The organism is Nocardia sp. (genome assembly GCF_025465275.1).
In the GTDB taxonomy this organism is placed as follows: Bacteria; Actinomycetota; Actinomycetes; order Mycobacteriales; family Mycobacteriaceae; genus Nocardia.
Window position 1 is genome coordinate 120,769 of sequence record NZ_JAODNK010000027.1, and the last position, 23,897, is coordinate 144,665.

The window sequence follows — 23,897 nt, forward strand, 5'->3', positions numbered from 1 at the left end:
AGCCGGGAGCCGAATCAGCTTGTCCGATCAGAGGATCGGGTTCGGTATCAAGCGACCGGGCCGCGCGCCGCCTCGTAGGCCGCACCGACGCGGTAGAGCCGGTCGTCGGCCAGCGCCGGCGCCATGATCTGCAGACCCACCGGCATACCGTCGTCCGCGCTCAGCCCGGACGGCACCGACATACCGCAGTGCCCGGCCAAGTTCGTCGGCAGCGTGCACAGGTCGGAGAGGTACATGGCCAGCGGATCGTTGACCTTCTCGCCCAGCTTCCACGGCGTGAACGGACTGGTCGGCGAGACCAGCACATCCACCGACTCGTACGCCTTGTCGAAGTCGCGCGCGATCAGCGTGCGAACCCGCAGCGCCTGACCGTAGAAGGCGTCGTAGGAACCGGCCGACAGCGCATAGGTGCCGATCATGATGCGGCGCTTGACCTCCGGGCCGAAACCGGCCGCACGGCTGATCGACATGACCTGATCCGCACTGTGCGAACCGTCGTCACCGACGCGCACGCCGTACCGCATGGAATCGAAGCGCGCCAGGTTGGAGGACACCTCGGACGGCAGGATGAGGTAGTAGGCGGCCAGCGCGTGCACGAAGTTCGGGCAGGACACCTCCAGCACCTCGGCGCCGAGCTCCTTCAACTGCGCCACAGCGGCATCGAAGGAATTGATGACACCCGACTGGTAGCTGTCGGAGTGCAACTCCCGCACCACGCCGACCTTCACACCGGTCAGATCACCCTTCGCACCCTCGCGGGCGGCGGCCACCACCGGCGGCACCGGGACATTGCGCGAGGTGGAGTCGCGCGGGTCGTACCCGGCGATGACCTCGTGCAGCAGCGCGGTATCCAGCACGGTGCGGCCACACGGCCCACCCTGATCCAGCGAGGACGCACAGGCGACCAGGCCGTACCGGGAGACGGTGCCGTAGGTGGGCTTGGTGCCGACCGTCGCGGTGACCGCGGCGGGCTGGCGAATGGAACCACCGGTATCGGTGCCGATGGCCAGCGGAGCCTGGTAGGAGGCGAGCGCCGCCGCCGAGCCACCGCCGGAGCCGCCCGGAATCCGGGTGGTGTCCCACGGGTTCCGGGTCGGGCCGTAGGCCGAGTTCTCGGTGGAGGAGCCCATGGCGAACTCATCCATATTGGTCTTGCCGAGAATCGGGATGCCCGCCTGGCGCAGCCGCGTGGTCAGGGTCGCGTCGTACGGCGCGACCCAGCCCTCGAGGATCTTCGACCCACAGGTGGTCGGCATGTCGGTGGTGGTGAAAACGTCCTTGAGCGCCAAGGGAACACCGGCCAGCGGCGAGGCGACGGTCCCGGCGGCGATCGCGCGATCCACCTCGGCGGCGGTCAGCAGCGCCTGCTCACCGGCGACGTGCAGGAAGGCATTGATCTCGCCGTCGACCTCGGCAATGCGCTGGATGTGCGCCTCGGTCACCTCGACCGAGGACACCTCACGGGCGTGGATCTTCTCGGCAAGCTCCGCGGCGGAAAGCTTGGTCAGCTCGCTCATGCGCCCTCTCCCAGAATCTGCGGAACCAGGAACCGCTGGTCCTCGGCCGCGGGCGCACCGGAGAGCGCCTGCTCCGGGGTGAGGCACGGCTGCTCCACGTCCGGGCGCGTCACATTGGTCGCGGGGTTCGGGGAGGCGGTGGCGGGGACATCGGCCGCGGCGACCTCGGAAATCTGCGCGACGTAGGTCAGGATGGAATCCAACTGACCGGCGTACAGATCGAGTTCGTCATCGGTCAAAGCGAGCCGGGACAACCGGGCGAGATGTGCGACCTCGTCCCTGGAGATGGCGGGCACCGCGGGACCCCTTTCGGCTGGTTCGAGCATGAAGATTCGGCATCCGACAGCCTAGCGGGGTGCACCGGGAGCACCGTGGCAGGTATCGCGAGCGGCGAATCACCGCCCGCGATACCTTGGTTGGACACCCACTCGCTTCGATACGTGACCGACCGGTAAGTGTCCTAGGTCACACGAATGGCTTCGATTCGATAACCCGCACCGGAGGGTGTAAATATTGCGGGACTCGGGTACCCGTCCGAAAGTCTCGGTCGCACAGGAAAGAAAGGAAGGCACGTGTCATACCTGCTTCGCGTGCAACTTCCGGATCGTCCAGGCAGTCTCGGTTCGCTCGCTCTCGCGCTCGGTTCCGTAGGCGCCGATATCCTTTCCCTGGATGTCGTCGACCGCGGTGACGGTTTCGCGATCGACGACATAGTGGTCGAGGTTCCGACGGGCGCACTTCCGGACACGCTTATTACCGCAGCGGAATCCGTACACGACGTACAGGTGGATTCGCTGCGCCCGTACTCGGGCATGCTCGACACCCACCGCGAACTCGAGCTCATCGACCAGGTCGCCAATGCACGCGACGACCGGCTGCAGGTGCTGGTCGACGGCGTACCGCGGGTCTTGCGGGTCGGCTGGAGCACCGTGATAGATATGGGCCCGCAGGGCGCCTATCGCGTGGTGGGCAGCCAGAGCGCCCCGTCCACCCAGGCGTCCTCGGCGCCCTGGATGCCGCTCGAGAAGCCGGCCATCCTGGACGGTGAAGGCGATTGGGTGCCGGAGCTGTGGAAGGACATGGACACCAAGCTGGCCGCCGCACCGCTGGGCAATACCGGCAAGGTACTGCTGCTGGGCCGCCCGGGCGGACCCGATTTCCGCCCCTCCGAGGTGGCGCGCCTGGGTTATCTGGCGGGGATAGTCGCCACCGTTCTGGGCTGATTTTCTACTCTTTCGCGCCGGTGTGAGCTCTCTCGCACCGGCGCGATTCGGTTGCCGGGCAGGGGCTTTCCTGCCGTCGCGCCTGTTCGGCGTCAAGTTCTCAGGTTTTATCTACTATTCAGCTCAGTAGGTCATCTACTATGTAGCTACGTAGAAAAGCCGCCGATCACGCGGCGTACCTGCGAACAGAGAGGCAGAGTCGCCTTGCTCGACTACCGATCGACACCGAAATCTCGCGCCCGGCGGATATCCATCACCGTGGCACAACTGGTCGGCGCTACCGCCGCGGCCACCATCGCCGCGGGAACCGCTGCCGCGGAACCCTATTCGCGCGGCGAATCGCCGGGACCTGGCCGTTCCAACTCCCAGGGCGATACCTCCGGCGCCCACCACGGCGATCCGCTCGGTTACCACCACACCGATGCGAATCCGCAACGGCAGAACGAACATTGGCAGAATCGGCGCCAGTTGGACTACGCACCGCAGACGCCCCCGCAGACCGGCAATGGCGGCGGTAATACCAATAGCACGTGGAACGCAATCGACAATCCGGACGGCGCCGGCTGGTCCGTCTGCCGCCCGCAAGCAAGTTGGTGCTGATGACTACCGTGACCGATACCCCGACCACCCGTAACCTGCGCCGCGGTGCGTTCGCACCGGTTGCCGTCGCCGTATTGACCACTGCCGGAATAACTTTCGGCGCGGGATTCGCGGAAGCCGAGGAGCGTAGGACACGCCCCGGCGCGAGCTGCCTGTGGGCCGGAGACACCTATCAGCCCGGCGCGACGATTGTCGCGGGCGGCACCGCCTACAGCTGCGGTACCGATCAGAATGCGCCGCACTGGTTCAGCCAAGGGCCCACCGGCAAGGCGAGCACCGTACGCAACCCCGGGGCGGTCACCGCACCTGCCGGGCAATTCAGCACGGGCGCAAGGCAACCCGGCACCAGTTACAACGACTACTGCGTCACCAATCAGCTCATCCCCGGCACCGACGATGTGTACCAGGTCGTCCGGGTGGGCGACGGCACGATGATGTGGAAGGCCGCCGCGCCGATCTCGCAGTGGAAGTTCGATTCCGCCCGGCCGGAACCCACCTGGCGCACCGGAAGCCTGTGCTACGACGGCAGTTTGATGTGAGCCGGTGGCTCCGGTAGTCCAGACAGGCGCGGCTGCGCTAGGTGAGCGGCAGCCGCATGACGGTCAACGGCAGACCTGCCATGGTCTTCCAGCCACGCTCCGGCACCGGGGTGAAGCCCAGCCGCTCGTACATGCGCCGGGCGTCGACCATATCGGGCATCGTGGTGAGCACCACGGCCGCGTACCCCTCGGTGCGCGCGGCCTCGATGACATAGCGCACCAGTGCCGTACCGACGCCTGATCCGCGCGCCTGTTTGGCCGTGGCCAGCATGCGGAATTCCAGTTCGCCCGGCCGGGCGATATCGGCGAACAGCGTCCCCGGCCGCGCCATGGTCAGCGAGCCGATGACCGTCTCGTCCTGGACCGCCACCAGAATCTCCGCGGCCTCGGCGCGGGTCACGGTGTCGGCAAGCTCTGCCACATAAGGGCTTTCGGGCATCACATAGCCCTCACCCACATAGACGTCGACCGTCAATGCCCCGATGGCCGGGTAGTCCCCGGGCCCGGCATCCCGGATCCGCACCGCCGCACGCTCATCACTCATCACCACAACTCCATCCTCAGCACCGGTCCCCCAACACAATTGGTGGTCCTTCCCCACGAGCCGGTGCGGACGTCCGGCGTCCGCACCGGCTCGTACCCGTCAGGAGACGGCGTCCGGTCCGCCTTCCAGCAGTCGCTCGAAGGCGTCCTCGTCCAGTATCGGCACACCAAGTTCCTCGGCCTTCTCCGCCTTGGAACCGGGAGATTCGCCGATGACAACGTAGGCGGTCTTCTTGGAGACCGATCCGGCCGCCTTGCCGCCCCGGATGAGGATGGCCTCCTTGGCGCCGTCGCGGGTAAACCGTTGCAGCGAGCCGGTTACCACGATCGAGAGACCCTCGAGATTGCGCTCGATGGATTCGTCCCGCTCGTCCTCCATGCGCACTCCGGCGGCCGCCCACCGGTCGACAATATCGATGTGCCACGGCACGGTGAACCATTCCTGCAGTGCGGCGGCAATGGTCGGGCCGACGCCGTCGACGGCGGCCAATTCCTCATCGGAGGCTTCCCGTATGCGATCCATGCTGCCGAAGGCGGTGGCCAAAGCCCTTGCGGCCGTGGGGCCTACGTGCCGGATGGACAATCCGACGAGCACCCGCCACAGCGGGCGATCCTTGGCCGCGTCCAGATTCTGCAGCAGCCGTTTGCCATTGGCGGAGAGGGTGCCGTCCTTGTTCGTGAAAAGCGTTGTGGTGAGCAGCGTGTCCTCATCGAGGGCGAACAGTTCACCCTCATCGCTGATGGCCCCCGACTTGAGCAGATCGATGGCCGCCTCGTAACCGAGCGCTTCGATATCGAAGGCGCCGCGCCCGGCGACATGGAAGACCCGCTCCCGCAACTGCGCCGGGCAGTACTGCTGATTGGGGCACCGAATATCGGCGTCGCCCTCCTTGGCGGGGGCCAGCTCCGTACCGCATTCCGGGCAGACGGTCGGCATGACGAATTCGCGTTCGTCCCCGGTGCGGGCATCCACCACCGGACCGAGCACCTCGGGAATGACATCACCGGCCTTGCGAATGGTGACGGTGTCGCCGATGAGCACACCCTTGCGCTTCACCTCGGACGCATTGTGCAGGGTGGCCATCGCGACGGTAGAGCCCGCGATACTGACCGGCGCCATGACCGCGAACGGCGTAACCCGGCCGGTGCGGCCCACATTCACCTGGATATCGAGCAGCTTGGTGGTGGCTTCCTCGGGCGGGTACTTGTAGGCGATGGCCCAGCGCGGGGCCCGGGAGGTGGCGCCCAGCCGACGCTGCAGCGCGAAGTCGTCGACCTTGACCACCTGGCCGTCGATCTCGTGCTCGATATCGTGGCGGTGCTCGCCCCAGTAGGCGACACGATCCAGCACCGCCTGCACGCCCTGCACCCGCACGGTGTGCGCGGAGACCGGCAGGCCCCAAGCCGCCAGTGCCCGGTATGCCTCGTATTGCGATGCGGCGCTGAAGCCTTCCGTCCGGCCGAAGCCGTGGCAGATCATGTGCAGCCGCCGCCGCGCGGTGACCGCCGGATCCTTCTGCCGCAGCGAACCGGCCGCGGTATTGCGCGGATTCGCGTACGGCGGTTTACCTTCCGCGACGATCGAAGCATTGAGCGACTCGAAATCGGCGAGGGTCATGTACGCCTCACCGCGCACCTCGAGCAGCTTCGGCACCGGAAACTCGTCGGTACCGCTCAGCTCATGCGGAATATCGTCGATGGTGCGGGCATTGAGGGTGACGTTCTCACCCGTGCGCCCGTCGCCACGAGTCGCGCCGCGCACCAGCTTCCCGTCCTCGTAGACGAGATTGAGCGCGACACCGTCGATCTTGACCTCGCAGACGAAGTGCGTGTCCGCCCCGGTCTCGGTTTCGACGCGGCTGATCCAGACCCGCATCTCCTCCTCGCTGAACACATTGTCCAGCGAGTACATCCGCTCCAGGTGATCCACCGGCGCGAATTCGGTGGTGAACCCGCCGCCGACCACCTGGGTCGGCGAATCGGGCGTGCGTAGGTCCGGATGCGCCTCCTCCAGCGCTACCAACCGCTGGAACAGCTCGTCGAACTCACCGTCGGTGATGATTGCCGCGTCCCGCACGTAGTACCGGAACTGGTGGTCGCGCACCAGCTCGGCCAGCTGCTGCCACTCGACCCGTTCGTCCCCACTCGCCGGGGTGCGCTCGTCCCCACTCGCCGCGGTGATGTCGATACCCGATTCGCTCACAACAGGCACATTAGCGGGTCGCACCGACACCATCACGCGACATTCCCGCACGTCGCGCCGTTATAGCAATGAGCAGCAGGCGATCTGTGCGTGCCCGCACCGGCGCGCGGCACCGGCCGGGAACACGTCCGCGACGATACGGGTTGGACCCGGCATGGACATCGCCCCCGCGATCGAATTCGCCCGCGCACACAGCAAGTCGGTGCTCACCACCCTCCGCAAGAACGGTCGGCCGCAACTGTCCAATGTCACGCACTGGGTGGGCGGCGACGATCGGATCCGCATCTCGATCACCGCCGACAGGGCCAAGTACTTCAACCTCATCCGTGAACCCTGGACCGCGGTCCACGTGAGCAGCGACGACTTCTGGTCCTATGTCGTCCTCGAGGGTGAAGCCGAGGTATCGCCGGTCGCGGCCGCTGTGGACGACGCCACCGTCGAGGAGTTGATCGCCTACTATCGCGCCATCAGCGGCGAGCACCCCGACTGGGACGACTACCGCCGAGCGATGGTCGCCGACCGCCGCGCCGTCGTCCGCATCACCCCGGCCCGTGCGTACGGCCTGCTGCGCTGAGCTACTCCACGCCCTGCCGGACTGTGTGCACCCGTGCGGGATCGGGTGCGGACGGTCCGGCGGTGCGGGAGGCGTTGTCAGGCGAGCACGGCTCCGCCGTCCAGCGTCAGCACGGTGCCGGTCGCGTGCGGCTGAGTGACGAAGAACAGGAACGCCTGCGCAATATCCTCGACCTCGGCAATGCGGCGCAGCGGGGTGCTCGCCGCGGTATCGGCGTAGAACTGCTCGCGTACTTCTTCGGGGAACGCCCAGAGCGGGGAACGGACCACGCCCGGCATGACGGCATTGACCCGGATCGGCGCGAGCTCGACGGCGAGCGCACGGGCGAGGGTCTCCACCGCACCACACAGGCTGGAGGTGACCGTGGAACCCGGCACCGGCCGCGGGCCCGCCGTACCGGTGGTCAGGGTGATCGAGCCGTCCTGCCGCAGCTGCGGCGCGGCCGCCTGCACCGCTGCCAGGACGCCGAAGTAGCGGAGCTCGAAGAACTTTCGCGCCTCGGCGAGATCCAGATCCGCGAGCGGCGACAGCAGCAGCGCCTCACCGGCGGTGTACACCAGGTGATCGAGCGCGCCGATTTCTTCGAACAACGCCCGCACCTGATTGCCATCGGTCAGATCGGCGACGTGACCGGTACTGCCCGAGGGCAATTCGGCCAGCGTCCGGTCGATATTGGCGCGGCTGCTGGAAACAACGGTGACCTTCGCGCCCCGCTCCGCGGCGGATGCCGCGACCGCGAAACCGATGCCGGAGGTGCCACCGAGAACTACTACGTGCTGGCCTGCGAGGGACATTGGAGCGCCTTTCGTGCTGTCGGAAACTGCTCCCCTACTGTCGCTTCCGCAGGTCACCGGCGTCCAAGACCTAAACCGTCCGCTGTAATACCCTGAGGGCATCATGACCGATCTCGATCTCCGCAAGCTGCGTTATTTTGTCGCCGTGGCCGAGCACATGCACTTCGGCCGGGCCGCCGAACAGCTCTTCATCGCCCAGCCGGTGCTGTCCCGGCAGATTCGGGCGCTGGAGGACGAGCTCGGGGTGCGGCTGTTCGAACGGGACCGGCGCGGGACCGCGCTCACCGCTGCGGGCGAGCAATTGCTGGCCGATGCCCGGCCACTGCTCGAAGGGGCACAAGCGTTGCACCGCAGGGCTGTTCGCGCCGCCCACGGCACCGATACCTTCACGGTCGGCTTCATGCCCGGTCTCATCGTCTCTGCCCCGGTACGCGCCCTGGCGGCCCGCCACCCCGACCTCAATGTCGAACTGGTGCGCACGACTTGGGACGATCAGACCGCCGCCGTCCGGGATGGCCGCGTCGACATCAGCTTCGTCCGCCCGCCGATCGATTCGGAGGGTCTGCGTACCCGCCCGCTCTACACCGAGCCCCGAGTCGTGCTGGTGTCCACGGATCATCCCCTGGCCGGCAAGGAATCCATCGTGCTGGCCGATCTGGCCGGCGATCACCTGCTGCAGGACCCGGACATGTTCCCCGAATGGCGTGCCGCCGCAACCGATCCGCGGGCACAGAGCCAGCCTGTCCCGGTGTTCCGCAGTGTCGAGGAGAAGCTCGAACACGTCGCGGTACGTCGCGGCATCGCATTCCTGCCGCTCTCGGTGGCCACCTTCTATACCCGCTCTGACATCACCTACATCGCTGTCTCGGACCTGTCCCCCGGCGAGGTGAACCTGGCCTGGGACAGCGCCCGCTGTAGCCCGCTCATCGACGAATTCGCCGATCTCGCAGCGGTTTAGCCGCGCGGATTCCGCAGCGGTCAGCCCTGTTCGGCGGCCTCCTTGACGCCGTTCACGAGCATCTCCCACATGCCGCGGGAGTGCTCGGCCTCGTCCTCGCTGGCATTGTTGTCCTGGCTCAGCGACAGGTGGGTCGTCTCACCGTTGCCGGTCAGCTCGTAGGTGAGCGTGTGGTAGTTCTCCGGCACGTCCGGCGCGCCGCTGAGCGGGCTGTAGTGCGTCATCTTCAGCAGTCGGTCGGGCTCGACCGCGAGCAGCTCACCCTTGTCCTCGTACGGCTTGCCCTCGTAGACGCCCTGCCAGGTGATCGGGCTGCCTACCTGCCAGTCGGTGTGCACATCGGCCCCGAACATGAACTTGCGGATCTGCTCGGGGTCGGTCAGTACGGCCCACACCTGCTTAGGTGAGGCAGCGATATCGGTTTCTGCGGTGGCGACGAATCCGGTCATCGATCTCAACTCCCATTTGTCGGTCACCCTGACTCTAGAAGCACCGTGAGCCGTGGTCTTGCAAATACGCGTCACGGCAGTTCGGGTTCGGGGAGCGTGTCCCCGGTCTCCAGGAGGGTCTTGAGGTTGGCGAGGATGGCGGGCCAGCCTTCGCGGATGCCGATGAGCATGAGGCTCTCGGGGCCGAAGCCGTTGTGCACGACGGTGAGTTTGACCATGTCGCGCAGGGGGACGAGGTCGAAGGTCACGGTCGAGCGCGGCTCACCGGAGAGTTGGGTGAAATCCTCTGCGCTGAAGCCGAATTGATCGGCGAAGGCTTGATCGACGGTGTGCCAGGTGTAGGACAGGGTGCGGTAGGGGTCGGCGGTGACGACAACCTGTCCGGGGTCCTTGCCGACCCAGCCGGACTGCTCCCAGACCATGGGTGAGCCGGGCTGCCAATCGGTTTCGAAGGTGGCGCCCCAGTAGCGCTTGGTGAAGGCGGGGTCGGTGAGGGCCTGCCAGAGCTTCTCCGGGGTGGTCCTGATGTAGGTGGCGTAGACGAATTCCTCACTCATGGTGGCGCTCTCCAATGCGGTTTTGAGGTCGGCGAGGGCATGTACCCGGCCGCGGTCGTATCGGTTGATCCAGCGCTCGGCGATGGCGTTGACGGGTTCGGCATTGAGGTAGTGCAGCTTTTCGCGGCCGCGCCACAGGGTGGTGACCAGGTTGGCCGCCTCCAGGACGGCCAGATGCTTGCTGACCGCCTGCCGGGACATCTCCAGGCCGGTGCACAACTCCCGCAGCGTCTGGCCGGTGCGCTCGTTCAGGCTGTCGAGCAGGCGGCGGCGACTGGGGTCGGCCAGTGCCTTGAAAACCTCGTCCACCTGCACCTCGTTCGTGCTTATCGCCATATGCAACTTATTGGTTGCATGACCCAGAATAGGCAGCCGCGCGGTTGCCTGTCAATGACGGTGTCGATCACGGTGTGGATGAAAACTGTTCGCGCGACACGTGTCCGATACGGGCGGATGGCTTTAACGCTCGCCGACCGGCAGGATGACCAGGGTGTTGCGCAGTTTTCAGGTGGCGAACCACCGATCCCTCGCCGAGCCGCAGGAGTTGCGGCTCACCCGCGGCAATGGTCCTGTCGCTGCCCCCGTCACCGCGGTGTACGGCCCCGCCGCCGCGGGCAAATCCAGCCTCGTCGGTGCACTGGACCGCATGCGTGACGCGGTACTGAACTCGGTCACCGGCTGGGACCCCTTCTCCGGACCGGTGCGCACCCCGCACCTCGGATTCGCGGACCGCCCTTCGACATTCGTGGCGCACTTCGTCGCCGAGGGCTGCCCGTACACCTACGGGTTCCGGCTCGACAATGCCGATGTGAGTGCCGAATGGCTGCATTCGTACCCGCACAATCGCAAGCGCATCGTCTTCGAGCGCGGGGGTGACGAGATCCGCATCGGGCCCATGTTCGAGGCCGCGCGCTACGGACTCGGCGCGGTGGTGCCACTGGTGCGCCCGAATGCCCTGCTGCTCAGCCTGTCCGGGCAGCTGTACGCCGAACCGCTGGTGCCCGCCTACCGCTGGTTCCAGTCACTGCTGGAAGTGCAGTGCGGACAACCGGATCCGGCCGATATCGCACAGCGGGTGGGTAGTCACATCTCCCGCTCCACCGAGCATGCGGTACGCCTGCTGACGGTGCTGCGCTCGGCCGATCTGGGCATCACCGATCTGCTGCTGCCCAGCGACGATCCCATGTACGCCGACTACTTGCACGACCTCGATACCGATATCGCCAGCACCACAAAGGAAATCGAGTCCTGCACCACCTCCTCCAGCTATGCGGAGGAGCTGTTCCTCGAGCACGGCATCACCATCACCCTGCTGCAGCGGGAGCTGTCGAATCTGTTCGGCGCGCGTGATGCCCTGTACTCCCGCATGGTCGCGCGCCGGGGCGTCGGCCTGGGCCTGGCGCACGAGGGCATCGACACCGCCTTCGATATCACCGACGAGTCCAGCGCCACCCTGGCCATGCTGCGGCTGCTGCCGCCCATGCTGGACGCCCTCGACGCCGGCGGTGTCCTCATGGTCGACGATATCGACGAGCATCTGGCGCCCGAGACCGCCGACAGCCTCATCCAGCTCTTCCAGAACCCCGAAACCAATACGCACGGTGCGCAATTGGTCTTCACCACAGCCAATCGCATGCTGATCGATCGCGGCAACGGCCGCTCACAATCCAAGCGCACCATCGTCTGGGGAATCCGCCGCACCCTGGACGGAACCTCGGAGCTCACCCCCGCCGATCGCCCCGCCCTGCCCGCGGGCGCCACCGCATCGCTCCCGGCCGTAGCCATCGCGGCGATCACCGCAGGCTGAACCGGCCCGCCGCGCGGCTCGAGAATTCCACCGGCCGATGGCGCGGTCGGCTGGACGACCACGCAGCAGGGAGCGCTGTGCGAATCTGCAGACTGTCGGCGGATTCGCGGAGCAGGTCGGCGACGGCATCCAGAGCGCGGGCGACGCGGTGCCTATGCCGGGGTGTCGATTGGCAATCATTCAGCAACCGCGCCGCGCCCTAACTTCGCAGCCCGCCTAGCATGGGGTCATGCTCATGCAGCTCACGTTCATCGTATTGATCGGCGGTGCGCTGGTGGCGACCGTCATGGCCTTCCGGCGTGGCCGGGGCGGCGGCGGACAGATGGTCGATCCGGAATCCGGCGTCCTGTACGTGACCGGGGTCAGCCCGCGCCCGGACGCCACCGGCGAGCAGTACGTGACAATCAGCGGCAGCATCTCCGGGCCGACGGTGGTCGCGCACGAGGTCTACGGCCGCTTCGCCTGGGATGTGAACCAGTGGCCGTCCATCGGCGACCAGATCCCCGTCGCCTACCCCTCAGGCAAGCCCGACCGCTGGCAACTCGCCCACCCCGGTGCACGCCCCTATTTCGGCTCCCGCCAGCGCGACCAGCGCAACTGACCAACGCGCACAAGCATTTCGCGTGGCGCGCACCCATTCGCGTGGCGCACACCCATTCGCGTGGCGCGCACGCAATCCTGTGCAATTTTATACGCGGCAGGCGAACTCGTGAGCGCGAACTCGTGCGCGGTGGCGAGCCGGTTAGCGGCGGACGGCGAAGATGGTGCCGTTGGTGGGATCGCCGGTGGCTCCGGGGCGGTCGTATCCGGCGACCATCTCGTCCCAGGTGCGGAATTCGGTGTTCCAGCCGTTCGCGATGAGCCAGTTGCCGGCGTCGGGACCCAGGCCGCCCGGCTCGCCGGGGGTGGCATCATCGCCCGAAACGAGTCGGCGGAGTTCGGGGTATGGGCCGGTGTCCGCGTCCACCGCGAACTTCGCGACGCCGAATCGGCTTCCCGGCGCGGACAATTCGGTGATCTTCTCGACCACCCGCTGCGCATCCGCGCGGGTCAGGTAGCCGAGTACGCCCTCGTCCACCCAGTGCGTCGGCTCCTCCGGCCGGAAGCCCTGTGCCAGTAGCGGTTCGGCCCACTCCTCGCGCAGATCGACCGGCAGCACCTGCCTTTCGTAGCGCGGGATCACACCGGCGCGTTGCAGTATCGGCTCCTTGAAGTCGAAGGTGACCGGGAGGTCGAGTTCGAAGAAGCGGGTGTCCGCGGGCAGGTCCATCCGGAAGGCGCGGGTGTCAAGCCCGGCGCCCACGATGACGACCTGCCGGATACCGTGGCGGACAGCATCGTCGACATGGTCGTCGATGAGCCGCACGCCGATGGTGCGGCCGTCGAAGAACATGTCGACGAGCGGCAGCAGCCGATCCCAGCGCTGTCCGAAGAACGGTTTCGCGGCGTCGACGAAAAGCTGTGCGAAAGGATCGTCGTAGAGCCGATCCGGTCGCAGCGATTCCCTGGCCCGGATGACTGCGACCCCGATCGCGGTCATGGCCACACCGGCAGTGGGTACTTGCGCTGCCTCGGTCATATCAATCTCCCCGTACCATTTACCTTGCCGCCCGGCTAGTAATCCGGGCATGCCGACGACGCTAGGCTGCTCCCTTGCCGGTCGTCAAGCAACCGGAAGCCGAATACGACTGGAGGGACTCATGGACGGGCGTCGCAGCGATACGCGGGAGCGCATCCGCGCCGTGGCCATGGAGCTGTTCGGCGAGCACGGATACGAGAAGACCTCACTGCGCGAGATCGCCGAACGACTGGGCGTCACCAAAGCCGCACTGTACTACCACTTCCGGACCAAGGAAGACATTGTCGCCAGCCTGTCCGACGATCTGCGCAGCGGCATCGACGACATTGTCACCTGGGCCGAAGCCGCGCCGCCCGGGCGGGAGCGGGCGCAGGAGATCCTCACCCGCTACGGCACGCTGCTGCACAGCCTGGGCAAGGACATGATGCGGTTCTGGCACGAAAACCAGCCCGCCTTCCGCCAACTCGGATTCGGGGTGGGCCTGCGCTACCAGTTCCGGGTGCTCGCCGATCTGATGGCCGCCCCGGACGATGCGCCGCTGGCCGTATTCCACGCCCGCCAGGCGCTGCTGGCCATCAGCTGGAGCATCACCATGATGGGCGACCTCGATCTTAACGACGAGGAATGCAATGCCGCCGCCGGCCGCATCGCCTCGGGCATTCTGACCGATATGTGAATACCGTTGCCGCCGAGCCGGATTATTCGAAGTTGATCGACTCCGGCTCGTCCGCGTAAACGCGCGCGGTCTCGGCGGCGAGGCTCAGCGCCTGCCGCGCCCAGGACAGCGGTGCGCCCGCCAGCCCGCAAGCCGGGGAGACCATAATCTGCTCGGCCAGCAGTCGACGCCGGAAGCCCAGCCGATCGATCAGCCGCACACCGGGTTCGGCGATCTCACGCCAGGTGATGGGCTTGTCCGGAGCCGTGGTGGGCACCAGCCCGAGCACCAGATGCCTGCCGTCGTCCAGCAATTCGCCGATGCGGTCGAGATCGGCGGTACGGATGGTCGACATATCGAAACCGACTGCGGCAGCGCCACTCCGGCGCAGGAAGCCGAGCGCGGGCGCAGCGGCGCAACTGTGCACCAGGACCGGTCCCGACTGGGCGCCGATCACCGTATCGAGCACGTGCAGCGCTTCCGGTTCCGGCATGGCGCGCACGGTATTGAGCATGCTCACGCCCTTCAGCGAGCCCTCCAGCACATCGGTCAGCAGCGGTTCGTCCAACTGCACCAGCACATCCGTGGCCAGCCGCTTACCGATCTCGGCCACCTGGGCGGCCAGGCCCTCGGCGAGGGATTCCGAAAGATCGCGCAGCGCACCGGAGTCGGTGATCACCCGATGCCCGAGCGGCAATTCCACCTCGGCGGCGAGCGTCAACGGCCCGGTGACCTGTACCTTGATCGGCCGGCCGGATCCCATGAGACCAGCTGTCTCCCAAGCCTCTTCGAGCGCATCCATGTCGGCGTGCAGGAAATCACGCGCCCGACGCGCCACCGCCCCGGGTCGCACCGCCAGCCGATATCCCCGCGTAGTGCTGTCGAACCGCATATCCACCAGCAGCGCCGACACCCGCCCGATCATGTCCGCACCCACCCCGCGCCCCGGCAGTTCCACCAGATGCGGCAGCTCCCCCAGCTCCCCCACCACGGTCGCCGCGGCCTCCCGCGCCTCGGTCCCCGGCCACGACCCCACACCGGTCGCAATACCGCCCCGCAAAACCCCAGCACCAGTCTCGATGTCACTCATCCGCGCCACTCCGCATCACTCGGCCATCCAGATCCAGCACTCGCACAACCACTCCGCACCGCCCACGCAGACTCGACGACCTAACGGCCTCGCCGGAGGCTACACCGGCGCTCGACTTCCGCCGACGCCCCGTCAACCCGTCGCCGACAGCCATCACCACCGCCCGCGCCATCTGCCATCCCCGCACGTGACCACAGGCTCGTCAGCTGCCACCCGGCACATGACCACGGACTCACCATCCGTGATCCCGACACGCGACCGAGGGCTCTCGCCATCCGTCATCCCGGCAGGTTTTTGGCCGGGATCCACACCACAGCACCCGAACAGTGTCGGTGGATTCCGGCCGAAAGCGCGCCGGAATGACGGGGCCGATGGTGGCGGACCGGTGAACCGGCCGCGCCACTGTCACTGAGCGGTATCCGCGACCAGTTCGGTTGCGTAGGAGTGGGGTTCGCGCTCGGTGCCGGAGATGGTGCCGCTGCCGAGGACCTCGTCGCCGGCGGTGTCCGGGCGATAGAGGACCACGGCCTGGCCGCGGGCCACGCCGGTGAGGGGTTCGCGGAGGCGGACGACCAGGCCGTCGGCTGTGGCTTCGGCCACCGCGGGTGCGGTGCCGCCGTGGGCGCGGACCTGGGCCACGCATTCGATCGGTCCGCCGGGGGTCACGCCGGAGGTCCAGATGGCGCGGTCGGCCAGGACCGTCCACACCTCGAGATCCTTGGCGGAGCCGACGTGGACATCGCCCGAGTCGGGGTCGATGCCGGTGACGTAGCGGGGCTTGCCGTCGGCCGCCGGGCCGGGCAGGCCGAGGCCCTTGCGCTGGCCAATGGTGAACTCGTGCACGCCCTTGTGATCGCCGAGCTTGGTGCCGTCGGCATCGAGCAGCGCACCCGGGCGGATACCGATCTTGGCGCCCAGGAAGGCCTGGGTATCACCCGAGGGGATGAAGCAGATGTCGTGGCTGTCCGGCTTGTCGGCGACGGCCAGGCCGCGCTCGGCGGCCTCCTCGCGGATCTGCGGCTTCGGGGTGTCGCCGATCGGGAACATGGCGCGCGAGAGCTGCTCGGCGGTGAGCACCGCGAGCACATAGGACTGGTCCTTGTCGGCGTCGACCGCGCGGCGCAGGACGCCGTCCTCGAGGCGTGCGTAATGGCCGGTGGCCACGGCGTCGAAGCCCAGCGCCACCGCACGATCCGCGAGCGCCGAGAACTTGATCTTCTCGTTGCAGCGCAGGCACGGGTTGGGGGTTTCCCCGGCGGCGTACGCGGCGACGAAGTCGTCGATCACGTCTTCCTTGAAGCGGTCGGCGAAATCCCAGACGTAGAAGGGGATTCCGAGCATGTCCGCGGCGCGCCGGGCATCACCGGCGTCCTCCTTGGAGCAGCATCCGCGCGACCCGGTGCGCAGCGTGCCCGGTGACGCCGACAGCGCCAGGTGCACCCCGACCACATCGTGTCCGGCGGCGACGGCGCGCGCGGCCGCTACCGCGGAATCCACACCACCACTCATCGCGGCAAGTACTCGCATCTAGAAGCCTCCTTTCGCGCCGGCCATTCCGGCCGCCTTCGCCCGCTCGACAACCTGCGGCAGCACTGCCAGCAGGGCATCGATATCGGCGTCGGTCGAGTTGTGTCCCAAGGTGAATCGCAGTGACCCGCGCGCCAGTCGCGGATCCACACCCATGGCGAGCAGCACATGGCTGGGTCCGGCGACACCGGCATTGCAGGCCGATCCGGTCGAGCATTCGATCCCGGCGGCGTCGAGCAGCATGAGCAGCGAATCGCCCTCACAGCCGGGGAAGGTGAAGTGGACATTGCCGGGCAGCCGGCGGTCGCCGGTGGGTCCGTTGAGAATCGCCTCCGGCACCTCGGCGAATACGCCGTCGATGAGACGATCCCGTAGTCTGTTCAATTCGACTGTGCGCGTATGCATTCCGGCGACAGTCTCGCGAATGGCGGCGGCCAGACCGGCCGCACCGGGCACATCCGAGGTTCCGGAGCGCAGATCGCGCTCGTGCCCGCCGCCGTGCAGCATGGGCACCGCGGGCACCTGACGGCCCAGCAGCAGTACGCCGACACCGTGCGGCCCGCCGACCTTGTGGCCCGCGAAACTCGCTGCCGCCAAACCACTCCGGCCGAAGGCGATGGGGAGCTGTGCGCCCGCCTGCACCGCGTCGCTGTGCATGGGCACATCGAATTCCTGTGCCACCGCGGCCAATTCGGCAATGGGCTGAATGGTGCCGACCTCATTATTGGCCCACATGACACTCACCAGCGCGGTGTCGCCGGCGTGTGCGGCCAGGGCATCGCGCAGGGTGCGGGGTGAGATGACACCTTCGGCGTCCGGATCCAGCCAGGTGATCTGCGCGCCCTCGTGCTGCTCCAGCCACTCGACGGCGTCGAGCACCGCATGATGCTCGACCGAGCTGACCAGAATCCGGGTGCGCTTCGGATCGGCGTCACGGCGCGCCCAGTAGATGCCCTTGACGGCAAGATTGTCGCTCTCGGTCCCGCCGGAGGTGAAGATCACCTCGGACGGCCGTGCCCCCAGCCCCGCCGCGATCGACTCCCGAGCCTCCTCGAGTAGCCGCCGCGCGGCGCGCCCCGAAGCGTGCAGCGAGGACGCATTGCCCACCGACCCCAGGACAGCGCTCATCGCCTCGACAGCGACCGGGAACATAGGCGTAGTGGCCGCGTGATCGAGGTAGACCGTATGGGCACCGACCGGACCCGGGAAAGCCGACATCATGACCGACAAAGCCTATCCCATCCCTGACCTGCGCAACCTTGGGGTATCCCCCGGCCGTCTACGAACTGTGTCCACGATTTCGCACACCACTGTGGCAACCGCGCCGTTGCGGCCGGGTATTCCCCGGCTCGTCAGGCCTCGAAGAGTCGCTGCCCCCACCATTCCCCGTTGCCGAGCCCCGACGGGCAGGCGAACAAGGCCGAGCCGGTGTGGGTGATGTACTCCATCATCGCGTCCTTGGCGGCCAGCGCCCGCTGCATGGGGACGAACTGGTTGTGCGCATCGCGGCAGTAGGCGAGGAAGGAGTGTCGCGCGGAGGCGCTGGGCCCGAACAGACCGGGACCGAATCCGATGGTCAAGGTCAGCGAGGCCGGCGAAAGACCGAGCGCCTCACCGGTATTCTGCGGACAGACAACAGCGCCGACCCGCCGGGGGAAGGCGGCGGATCGGCGCTGTCGACGTGAATTCACACGCGGGCGGGGAGTTTTACCTCGGTATGAAGTTCGGGGTGTCGCTCCGAATCCAATAGGACGGCACCCTCTTCGGCGCGGCGGACGATGCCGGCGAAGGCACGGTCCACGGCATCACCGTGGATGGCGCGCTCACAGCGGCGGGCCAGTTCGCGGCGATCGGTGCCGGGGAGTTCGAGCGGTTGCAGCACGATCTCCGCGACGATTCCGCGTGAGCGCAGTACGCGGCGGACCGAATCGCCCATGGTGTCGATGCCCACGAAACCCGGGACCGTGGATACCTGGCCGTGTGCGTCCAGGTAGCGCAGCCGGATCGGCTGCACCGGGGTGCCGGTGTCGATGGCGGCTTGGAAGAGCGCGGGGCGCAGGCGACCACGGGCACGGCCGCACCAGGTGGTGCCTTCCGGGAAAAGACCGACCCGCTCGCCTGCCGCCAGCCGCTCGGCAATGTGGTTCACAACACCGGGAAGGGCGCGCAGCCGCTCCCGCTCGATGGGGATCACCCGCACCAGTCGCGCGATATCGCCGACCAGTGGCCAATCGACCATATCGGCGCGAGCCACGAAGCCCATCGGCTCGACGGCGGACAGCGCGAAGATATCGGTCCACCCGATATGCCCGGCCACCATCAGCCGACCCTGCCTCGCGGCGGGGGCATCGGGCAATCCATCATTGGAATGCTGCTGCGCCTCAGTGGAATCGACATGTTCGCCGGTATCGGCGCTCGTGCTGTTGTCCACGATGCGCAGCCGAATTCCGCAGCAGTGCAGCAGCGTTCGGGCGTATCGCATGTGCAGAGCGGTCCGCCAGCGGCGCGGCGTCGCCAGGTGTGCGACGGGGAAACTCAGCAGGACCGCGCCCACACCGAGCGCGCGGGCCGCGACCCGTAGATGTCCGGCTTCAGGGGCGGTTTCGACGCAGTCCGGGCCACAGGGGCTGGACGGCATCCAGGCATGGGCGGCGGGTGCGGCCGGGGGACACGGCAGCGAACCCACGCCGGGAGAAAGGAAGGCAGGCATCATGATTCATCACCGCTCGAGAGTGGCCACCGCGCCCTGCAGGCGCTCCAGGTAGCGAGTGTTGATGGTCGAAAGGCCCAGCAGCGCAACGAAGTCGGCTACTGCGAAGTCGGGATCGTGTGCGGGCTCGCCACAGATCTGCGCACCCAGGCGCAGGTAGCCGCTCATGAGCGGCGGCAGCTTCGGGCGGGCCGGAGCCTCCAGCTGGTCGAGGGTCAGACCGTCGACGACCACCGGATTGTACGGGCGCACATGCCGTTCCGGCTCGAGCGCGTACTTGGTGAGCAACTGGTCACGCACGGCCCGCACATTCCGGCCGGGCGCTTCTTCGGGAGTGGTCTGCATGGGCACCGAAACGCAGCCCATGATCCATTCGTAGCCGGTGAGCTGGATGTAATGCAGGATGCCCGCCCACATGAGGGTCAGCGTGGAACCGTTGCGGTGATCGGGCACCACGCAGGCGCGACCCATTTCGACCATCCGGTTCCCGGCGGGATCCATTGCGGTGAGGTCGAATTCGGTGGCGGTGTAGTAACCGCCGGCGGCGGTCACCTTATCGGGCGGCAGCATCCGGTAGCAGCCGACGAACTGATCGGTGAGATCGTCTCGCACCAGCAGGTGGTCGCAGTGGTCGTCGAAACGGTCTGCGTCCAGGCCGTTCTCGTTGACCGGGATGGCGAATCCCGGCTCATTGGCGAAAACCTGGTAGCGCAGGCGCTGCGCGGCCTCGCGATGCTCCGCATCGGAGGACACAACCAGTGAGTACTGGGAGCGGCCCGACGTGCGCAGCGGCTCCGGAGTGACATATGACGCGGGGGTGAGCCGGCTGGAGCTCGACGCTGCCATGGTGGTCATACGGTTGATCAAACGAGGCTCAGAATGCGCAGGAGCGACGGTCAGATGGCGGCTCGATGCCAGTCCGGTGAACGCGACGCACACCACACCCGGAGTTCATCGCAGGGCCGCTGAACGTTCTCTACCAGGACAAACGCTCGTATTCTGGCTGGGTACAGCGGGCTATCGCAGCCGCACATCCACCATTTCGAACCATCGGGCGAGCCTGCCGCAACGGGCGAATTACGGAAGGCTACGCCACCGTGCGCCCCTCGTTCGCGCCGGGTCGGCTACGGAAGAGCAGAGCCGTATCGCCGAATTCGTGCCAGAGATAGCCGCCGTCGAGCGCGGCCCGATAGGCCTGCCGCACCACCTCGGCGCCGGCCACCGCCTCGAGCAGATGCAGATGCGACGCACCGGGTGCGTGCCAGCCGGTGATCAGTCCGTCGACCACGCGGGTCGGGCGGTCACCGCCGAGCACCAGCTCGGTCCAGCCCGATATCGGATGGACCAGATCGTCCGCGCCGACCGCGCTTTCGAGCGCCCGGGTCACGGTGGTGCCCACCGCCACCACGCGCCCACCGGCGGCTCGCGTGATGTTCGCCAGCTGCGCGGTCAGCTCGGGAACCGCGAAGCGCTCCGGGCTCGGCGGCTCACCCGACTCCGGTGAGGAAACACCCGTGTGCAGGGTGATCGACGCCAGTCCCACACCGCCGGCCACCAGCTCGGTCACCAGGGCATCGGTGAACGGCCTTCCGGCACTGGGCATTTCCGCACTGCCGGGTTCCCGTCCGAAAACCGTCCGATAGTAGGAGGCGGACCAGCGTTCGCGGACATACGAATACGTGATCGGCTGCCCCCGGCGGGCCAGCAGTCGGGGCACGTCGGCATCGATATCGGCGGTCCACAATCGCTCGGCGGCAGGTAGCCACGGCGCGCGCAGGGTGGCGCTGTGCCCATCCGGAAGTCGCACGCAGGCACCGGATTCCGGGGCGGATCCGCGCCAGGGCGTGCCGCCCGGATCGCGCAGCTCCACCACCCAGCGACCGTCGTCGAGCGGGGTCGAGAAGTGCAGCACCGCCGCCTCCCCGCCGTACCGGGCCGGTACGGCCGCATTGACCATGGCCGAATTGTTCACCACCACAAGGTCTCCGGGACGCAGGAACTCCGGCAGCTCACGGAATCGGGCATGGGTCACCGCGCCGTCCTCGCAGACCATGAGCCGCACCTCGTCGCGCGCCAGTCCGCGCGCCTCCGGCGGGCTGGTCGCCGACAGCTCGTCGGGCAGGATGAACTCCACCGCTTCCATCCCCACCGTCATGACACCACCGGCAGTTCCGAGGCCAGATAGCGACCACTCGGCGGCCTGGCCTCGAGCAGGTGGAACAGTGCGGGCACAACGGTTTCCGGCTCGGGCCGGTCGGAGATGTCCTCGCCGGGGAATGCGGCCTGATGCATGGCGGTGCGCATATCCCCCGGATCGAAGGCATAGATCCGCAGGTCCGGATTCTCCGCGGCCAGCACGGCCGTGAGCTGATCGAGGGCCGCCTTGGAGGCGCCGTAACCGCCCCAGCCCGGATACGCGCCCACCGCGGCATCGGAGCTGATGTTCACCACCGTCCCGTCCGCGGCCCGCACCGCCGGGAGCGCCGATTGCAGCACTGCCAGGGGCGCGACCACATTGGTATCCAATACGGCGGTGAGCTCATCGATCGGATAGCGGTCCAGTGGCGGCAGCGGGCTGGGGCCGAGTGCGCTGGCATTGTTGATCAGCAAGTCCAGCGGCGCGGAACCGATTGCGGCAGCGAGTCGATCCCGGTGCGCGGGATCGGCGATATCCCCCACCACCGCCTGGGCTCCGGTCGCCGCGCGGACCTTCTCCAGCTCGTCACCGCCGCGCGCGGTGAGGATCAATTCCCACCCTTGTTCGGCGAGGGCGACCGCGGCGGCTCGACCGAATCCCGCCGAGGCGCCCGTAATCAGGGCTCTTCTGTTCTTCGTCATGACTCCATCGTGAAACCTGAACCTCAGTTCAGGTCAAGGTAGTTCACTCGGAGCGAAGCCTGATGACACGGCGAATCGCTCCGGGTTGCCAGGACAGCGACTCCCGGCGCACGTCATACCCGTGCACCGGCCCCAGCATCCGCACCACCGACAGGACCAGCAAACGCGTTGCAGGAACAGCCAAAATTCGCAGGTTAGCGCGCCCCGCCCGAGGATTGGACCCCCGGCTCGACGAACCCGACCGGCTCCCTATCACGCAGCACGAAGATCAGCGACACGAAGGAGCCGCCCGGCGGGGACTGCCGGGCGGCTCGTTTCGGGGCTTGGGTCAGGCGGCTCGGGGCTGGGCCTGATCCTTTGCCGCCGAGGTCTTCTGGACCTCGTTGAAACCGGGGCGGCCGGTGCCGATGAAGGCGACCAGCCAGGAGAAGACGGCCGCGAAGCGGTTGCGGAAGCCGACCAGGTAGAAGAGGTGGACTGCCAGCCAGGTGAACCAGGCGAGGGTGCCGGTGAACTTGATCTTGTCGTTCAGCTTGGTGACGGCGCTGAAACGGCTGATCACCGCCATGCTGCCCTTGTCCCAGTAATTGAACTCGGTGGCCGCGTGCTTCTTGCCGCGAATGATGTCGGCGACGTGGCGGCCCTCCTGCATGGCGACCGGCGACTGGCCGGGGTAGCCCTTGAGGGAGGTCATATCGCCGATGGCGTAGATATCGGCGTGGCCGCCGACGGTGCAGTCCGGATTGATGAGGAGGCGTCCGGCCCGGTCGGTTTCGCAGCCGGTCGCCTCGGCCAGCAGCGAAGCGAAACCGCCGACCGCCACGCCCGCCGACCACACCACGGTCTCGGCGGCAATGCCGCGCTCCACACCGTCCTTGCTCTTGACAGTCACCTTGCCCTCGTCGATATCGGTGACGAAGGTGTCGACCAGCACCTCGACGCCGCTCTTGGTGAGCGATTTCTTCGTGTACTCCGACAGCCCACCGCCGAACGGCGGCAGCACCACACCGGCGCCCTCGACCAGGATCACCGAATCATCCTGGTGGTAGTACCTTTTCGCGAGTTCCTTGAGCTGGCCCGCGACCTCGACACCGGTCGCGCCGGCGCCCACCACGACAAAGCTGAGCAGCCGGCGACGGGTCTCCGGGTCGGCGTCCTTGGCCTCGGTGAAAACGCGGTCGATCTGCGCGCGCAGGTCCCGGGCATCGTCGATGGTCTTGAGCGAATACGTCTTCTCGGCGAAATCGTCACGGCCGAAGTAGGACTGGCTCGCGCCGGTCGCCGCGATCAGCGAGCCGTAGCGGATCTTGCGCTGTCCCTCGGTGGTTTCGTAGGTGAGGACCGCGGCCTCGGCGTCGATGGCGACCACCTTGCCGACGCGGGTCTGACCGTTCTTGTGATGCTTGAGGATGTTCTTGATGGGCGGCGCAATCTCGTCGGAGGCCAGCACACCCGTCGCAACTTGGTAGAGCAGAGGCTGGAAGAGGTGTTCAGGGGTACTCGAAATAAGGACGTACGGAACTCCCGACTTATTGAGTTGCTTGGCGGCAGACAGCCCACCGAACCCCGAACCAACAATGACGACCTCGACGGTCTCGATACCCGCGTCCACACTCTGCATGACAGCCTCCTTCTCTCATGACTAACCGTAATTCGGAACGCTGTTGTTCCAGGGGTCAGGGCGCATAATCAATATGACTCTTATCTACATTGATCATGAATGGGAGAAATGCC

General features: G+C 67.1%; 26 protein-coding genes. 8 read left to right on the plus strand and 18 right to left on the minus strand.

What is annotated here, in order from left to right; translation table 11 throughout:
* Positions 1-47: 47 nt before the first annotated feature.
* Complete coding sequence (gatA, locus tag JWN03_RS07030) at positions 48-1,517, minus strand: Asp-tRNA(Asn)/Glu-tRNA(Gln) amidotransferase subunit GatA (RefSeq protein ID WP_297611437.1); 1,470 nt, start codon at positions 1,515-1,517, stop codon at positions 48-50.
* Positions 1,514-1,813, minus strand: a complete 300-nt coding sequence (gatC, locus tag JWN03_RS07035) for an Asp-tRNA(Asn)/Glu-tRNA(Gln) amidotransferase subunit GatC (RefSeq protein ID WP_297611537.1) — start codon at positions 1,811-1,813, stop codon at positions 1,514-1,516. The genes gatA and gatC overlap by 4 nt, the downstream gene beginning before the upstream one ends.
* Before the next feature lie 276 nt (positions 1,814-2,089).
* Between gatC and JWN03_RS07040 the strand changes: the two genes are divergently transcribed.
* From JWN03_RS07040 to JWN03_RS07050, 3 genes are all read left to right on the plus strand, one after another.
* Positions 2,090-2,740: an amino acid-binding protein gene (locus tag JWN03_RS07040; protein ID WP_297611439.1), complete on the plus strand. Its 651-nt coding sequence runs from the start codon at positions 2,090-2,092 to the stop codon at positions 2,738-2,740.
* A 258-nt stretch (positions 2,741-2,998) separates the two neighbouring features.
* On the plus strand, positions 2,999-3,340 hold the full coding sequence (locus tag JWN03_RS07045) for a hypothetical protein (protein ID WP_297611442.1): 342 nt from the start codon (positions 2,999-3,001) through the stop codon (positions 3,338-3,340).
* The gene (locus JWN03_RS07050) at positions 3,340-3,879 is read left to right on the plus strand and encodes a hypothetical protein (protein WP_297611445.1); all 540 of its coding nucleotides are present in this window, start codon (positions 3,340-3,342) and stop codon (positions 3,877-3,879) included. The genes JWN03_RS07045 and JWN03_RS07050 overlap by 1 nt, the downstream gene beginning before the upstream one ends.
* 37 nt (positions 3,880-3,916) lie before the next feature.
* Here the strand turns inward: JWN03_RS07050 and JWN03_RS07055 are convergent, their stop codons facing one another.
* Both JWN03_RS07055 and ligA read right to left on the minus strand, forming a co-directional pair.
* The gene (locus JWN03_RS07055; RefSeq protein ID WP_297611448.1) at positions 3,917-4,423 is read right to left on the minus strand and encodes a GNAT family N-acetyltransferase; all 507 of its coding nucleotides are present in this window, start codon (positions 4,421-4,423) and stop codon (positions 3,917-3,919) included.
* A 99-nt stretch (positions 4,424-4,522) separates the two neighbouring features.
* The gene (ligA, locus tag JWN03_RS07060) at positions 4,523-6,625 is read right to left on the minus strand and encodes an NAD-dependent DNA ligase LigA (RefSeq protein WP_441342944.1); all 2,103 of its coding nucleotides are present in this window, start codon (positions 6,623-6,625) and stop codon (positions 4,523-4,525) included.
* A 154-nt stretch (positions 6,626-6,779) separates the two neighbouring features.
* Between ligA and JWN03_RS07065 the strand changes: the two genes are divergently transcribed.
* A complete protein-coding gene (locus JWN03_RS07065; protein ID WP_297611454.1) occupies positions 6,780-7,199 on the plus strand; it encodes a PPOX class F420-dependent oxidoreductase in 420 nt (139 codons plus the stop codon).
* 77 nt (positions 7,200-7,276) lie between these two features.
* On the opposite strand, the gene JWN03_RS07070 is transcribed toward JWN03_RS07065, so the two are convergent.
* The gene (locus tag JWN03_RS07070; RefSeq protein ID WP_297611456.1) at positions 7,277-7,993 is read right to left on the minus strand and encodes an SDR family oxidoreductase; all 717 of its coding nucleotides are present in this window, start codon (positions 7,991-7,993) and stop codon (positions 7,277-7,279) included.
* A 103-nt stretch (positions 7,994-8,096) separates the two neighbouring features.
* On the opposite strand from JWN03_RS07070, the gene JWN03_RS07075 reads away from it, so the two are divergent.
* Positions 8,097-8,951: a LysR family transcriptional regulator gene (locus JWN03_RS07075; RefSeq protein ID WP_297611458.1), complete on the plus strand. Its 855-nt coding sequence runs from the start codon at positions 8,097-8,099 to the stop codon at positions 8,949-8,951.
* Between the two features lie 20 nt (positions 8,952-8,971).
* Here the strand turns inward: JWN03_RS07075 and JWN03_RS07080 are convergent, their stop codons facing one another.
* Together JWN03_RS07080 and JWN03_RS07085 are read right to left on the minus strand one after the other, a co-directional pair.
* The gene (locus JWN03_RS07080; protein ID WP_297611461.1) at positions 8,972-9,400 is read right to left on the minus strand and encodes an SRPBCC domain-containing protein; all 429 of its coding nucleotides are present in this window, start codon (positions 9,398-9,400) and stop codon (positions 8,972-8,974) included.
* A gap of 71 nt (positions 9,401-9,471) precedes the next feature.
* On the minus strand, positions 9,472-10,266 hold the full coding sequence (locus JWN03_RS07085; protein ID WP_297611540.1) for an ArsR/SmtB family transcription factor: 795 nt from the start codon (positions 10,264-10,266) through the stop codon (positions 9,472-9,474).
* Between the two features lie 172 nt (positions 10,267-10,438).
* Between JWN03_RS07085 and JWN03_RS07090 the strand changes: the two genes are divergently transcribed.
* Positions 10,439-11,764: an AAA family ATPase gene (locus JWN03_RS07090; protein WP_297611463.1), complete on the plus strand. Its 1,326-nt coding sequence runs from the start codon at positions 10,439-10,441 to the stop codon at positions 11,762-11,764.
* Positions 11,765-11,993: 229 nt separating this feature from the next.
* On the plus strand, positions 11,994-12,365 hold the full coding sequence (locus JWN03_RS07095) for a hypothetical protein (protein ID WP_441342945.1): 372 nt from the start codon (positions 11,994-11,996) through the stop codon (positions 12,363-12,365).
* A 141-nt stretch (positions 12,366-12,506) separates the two neighbouring features.
* Here the strand turns inward: JWN03_RS07095 and JWN03_RS07100 are convergent, their stop codons facing one another.
* Positions 12,507-13,343, minus strand: coding sequence for an SAM-dependent methyltransferase (locus JWN03_RS07100; RefSeq protein ID WP_297611466.1), 837 nt, complete (start codon positions 13,341-13,343; stop codon positions 12,507-12,509).
* A gap of 121 nt (positions 13,344-13,464) precedes the next feature.
* On the opposite strand from JWN03_RS07100, the gene JWN03_RS07105 reads away from it, so the two are divergent.
* Complete coding sequence (locus tag JWN03_RS07105; protein WP_297611470.1) at positions 13,465-14,019, plus strand: TetR/AcrR family transcriptional regulator; 555 nt, start codon at positions 13,465-13,467, stop codon at positions 14,017-14,019.
* A gap of 22 nt (positions 14,020-14,041) precedes the next feature.
* Here JWN03_RS07105 and JWN03_RS07110 read toward each other — a convergent pair whose 3' ends face one another.
* The 10 genes from JWN03_RS07110 to JWN03_RS07155 all read right to left on the minus strand — a co-directional run bounded on the left by JWN03_RS07110 (position 14,042) and on the right by JWN03_RS07155 (position 23,784).
* Entirely contained in the window at positions 14,042-15,088 is a 1,047-nt protein-coding gene (locus tag JWN03_RS07110; RefSeq protein WP_297611473.1) for a methionine synthase, read from the minus strand.
* A gap of 405 nt (positions 15,089-15,493) precedes the next feature.
* Positions 15,494-16,615 (minus strand): tRNA 2-thiouridine(34) synthase MnmA, encoded by a 1,122-nt coding sequence (gene mnmA, locus JWN03_RS07115; protein ID WP_297611476.1) that lies wholly within the window; start codon positions 16,613-16,615, stop codon positions 15,494-15,496.
* Complete coding sequence (locus JWN03_RS07120) at positions 16,616-17,836, minus strand: cysteine desulfurase family protein (protein ID WP_297611479.1); 1,221 nt, start codon at positions 17,834-17,836, stop codon at positions 16,616-16,618.
* A gap of 131 nt (positions 17,837-17,967) precedes the next feature.
* The gene (locus JWN03_RS07125; RefSeq protein WP_441342948.1) at positions 17,968-18,171 is read right to left on the minus strand and encodes a hypothetical protein; all 204 of its coding nucleotides are present in this window, start codon (positions 18,169-18,171) and stop codon (positions 17,968-17,970) included.
* Between the two features lie 131 nt (positions 18,172-18,302).
* Positions 18,303-19,328, minus strand: coding sequence for a lysophospholipid acyltransferase family protein (locus tag JWN03_RS07130; RefSeq protein ID WP_297611482.1), 1,026 nt, complete (start codon positions 19,326-19,328; stop codon positions 18,303-18,305).
* 6 nt (positions 19,329-19,334) lie between these two features.
* Complete coding sequence (locus JWN03_RS07135) at positions 19,335-20,180, minus strand: GNAT family N-acetyltransferase (RefSeq protein ID WP_297611485.1); 846 nt, start codon at positions 20,178-20,180, stop codon at positions 19,335-19,337.
* A 232-nt stretch (positions 20,181-20,412) separates the two neighbouring features.
* Positions 20,413-21,480, minus strand: coding sequence for an S-adenosylmethionine:tRNA ribosyltransferase-isomerase (locus JWN03_RS07140; protein WP_297611487.1), 1,068 nt, complete (start codon positions 21,478-21,480; stop codon positions 20,413-20,415).
* Positions 21,477-22,163: an SDR family NAD(P)-dependent oxidoreductase gene (locus tag JWN03_RS07145; RefSeq protein WP_297611489.1), complete on the minus strand. Its 687-nt coding sequence runs from the start codon at positions 22,161-22,163 to the stop codon at positions 21,477-21,479. The genes JWN03_RS07140 and JWN03_RS07145 overlap by 4 nt, the downstream gene beginning before the upstream one ends.
* Positions 22,164-22,206: 43 nt before the next feature.
* Positions 22,207-22,347 (minus strand): hypothetical protein, encoded by a 141-nt coding sequence (locus JWN03_RS07150; RefSeq protein ID WP_297611491.1) that lies wholly within the window; start codon positions 22,345-22,347, stop codon positions 22,207-22,209.
* 144 nt (positions 22,348-22,491) lie between these two features.
* Positions 22,492-23,784 (minus strand): NAD(P)/FAD-dependent oxidoreductase, encoded by a 1,293-nt coding sequence (locus JWN03_RS07155; protein WP_297611493.1) that lies wholly within the window; start codon positions 23,782-23,784, stop codon positions 22,492-22,494.
* Between the last annotated feature and the right edge of the window lie 113 nt (positions 23,785-23,897).